Genomic DNA, 1,757 nt, shown 5'->3' on the forward strand with positions numbered 1-1,757 from the left:
GCGCGGGTACCTGGCCCTGGCGGGCGGGCCCGACCGGCAGCACGGGCGCGGCCGGGCGGGCGGGGGCCACCGGGGTCGCCTGGGCCACGGGGCTCGGCAGCGGCGTCGGCTTGGGCTCCGCTGCGGGGGTCGGGGTGGCAGCCGGGGTGGGCGTCTGAGCCGGGCTCGGCTCGGCGGACGGCTCGGCACTGGGCCCGGCGGTCGGGGTCGGGGCGGGCGTGGGCTCTCCGGACGGCATCGGCGAGGGCTCGACGGGCTCCGACGGCCCGGGCTTCGCCGGCACGGTCCGCACCGGGCTCGAGCCCGGGACGACCGGTAGCTGAACGGTCGGCAGCGCGGGCAGCTGAGGCAGCGTGGGGAGGACCGGGAGCTGGGGTATCAGCACCGGCGGCACGGTGGCCAGCACCACCTCCACCTGCGGCTGGCCCGCCGGCTCCCGCTCCTCCGCCAGCGCGGTCGGCCCGGCCAGCAGCAACGGCACCGCCACCCCGGCCAGGACAGCGGTACGCCAGATCACCGTGACCGGAACAGGACGTGCTGAGAACGCGAACGGAAGTGCGGCCACGGAGGGAAGTCCTTCCGACGGCCGACCGCGCTGCGACGCGGGCGGCGGCGGGACAGCTCCGCACCAGCCTCACACAAACCGACAATCAGGGCATTTCGTACCCAGCCGGAGGTCTGCCGCAGCTCCCGTCCGGAGCAGACGTGCTCGCGAACCGCCGCCACGATCGCCGCCTTCTCGCCGAGCGGGCGGCTGCGCAGCGTGGTGGCGGCCACCGCGGCCCGCTTGGCGAGCAGCTTGGAGAGGTCCAGCTCGCCCTTCACACCGCCCTGCAGACCGATCACGACCAGGCGGCCGTTGGTGGCCAGCGCGTCGAGGTTCCGGTCCAGGTACTTGGCACCCATGATGTCCAGGATCACGTCCGCCCCGGCCCCGCCGGTGGCGGCCGCGACCTCCTCGACGAAGTCCTGCTTCCGGTAGTCGATGCCGACGTCCGCACCGAGTTCGGCACAGCGGGCCAGCTTGTCGGAACTCCCGGCGGTGACCAGCACCTTGGCCCCGACCGCCTTCGCCAGCTGGATCGCCATGGTGCCGATGCCACTGGCGCCGCCGTGCAGCAGCACGGTCTCGGCGGGGCGCAGATGGGCCACCATGAAGAGGTTGGACCAGACCGTGCAGGCCACCTCCGGCAGCGCGGCCGCCTCGGTCACGCTCAACCCCTCCGGCACGGGCAGCAGTTGGCCGACCGGTACGGCCACCAGCTCGGCGTACCCGCCACCCACCAGCAGGGCGCAGACCTGGTCGCCGACCGCCCAGCCGGCCACCCCGGCCCCGAGGGCGACGATCCGCCCCGCGCACTCGAGCCCGGGGTACGGCGAGCTGCCGGCCGGCGGTGCGTAGCGGCCCTGCCGCTGCAACAGGTCGGCCCGGTTCACGGCGCTGGCCGTGATCTCGACCAGCACCTCCCCGGCGGCGGGCACCGGGTCGGGCACCTCCGCCCACACCAGTGCTTCGGGACCACCGGGCTGAGGAATCGTCATCGCATGCATAGGTCCGACGGTACTGCCCCGCCGGGGTGGCCTCAGGCCAGCGGGACCGCCTGCTGAATGGTGATGATGCGGTCGGTGAGCTGGAGGACGGCGGCTTCGGGTTCGGTGTAGTTGAGGACCCGTCGGCCCCGCACCACCGCGACCACCAGATCGGTGCAGTCACGCGGACTGTGCCCCGCCTCGGCCCTGGTGACCGGACGCTCCAC

1 protein-coding gene and 1 pseudogene are annotated in these 1,757 nt (G+C 74.4%); both read right to left on the reverse strand.

The features are described from left to right. Positions 1–517, reverse strand: a pseudogene (locus ACXJMZ_RS37240) (hypothetical protein); the annotation flags it as partial. Further along, the gene (locus ACXJMZ_RS37245; protein WP_457034422.1) at positions 514–1,551 is read right to left on the reverse strand and encodes an NAD(P)H-quinone oxidoreductase; all 1,038 of its coding nucleotides are present in this window, start codon (positions 1,549–1,551) and stop codon (positions 514–516) included. The pseudogene ACXJMZ_RS37240 and the gene ACXJMZ_RS37245, both read right to left, overlap by 4 nt. Positions 1,552–1,757: the final 206 nt, after the last annotated feature.

The organism is Kitasatospora sp. P5_F3, assembly GCF_054049135.1.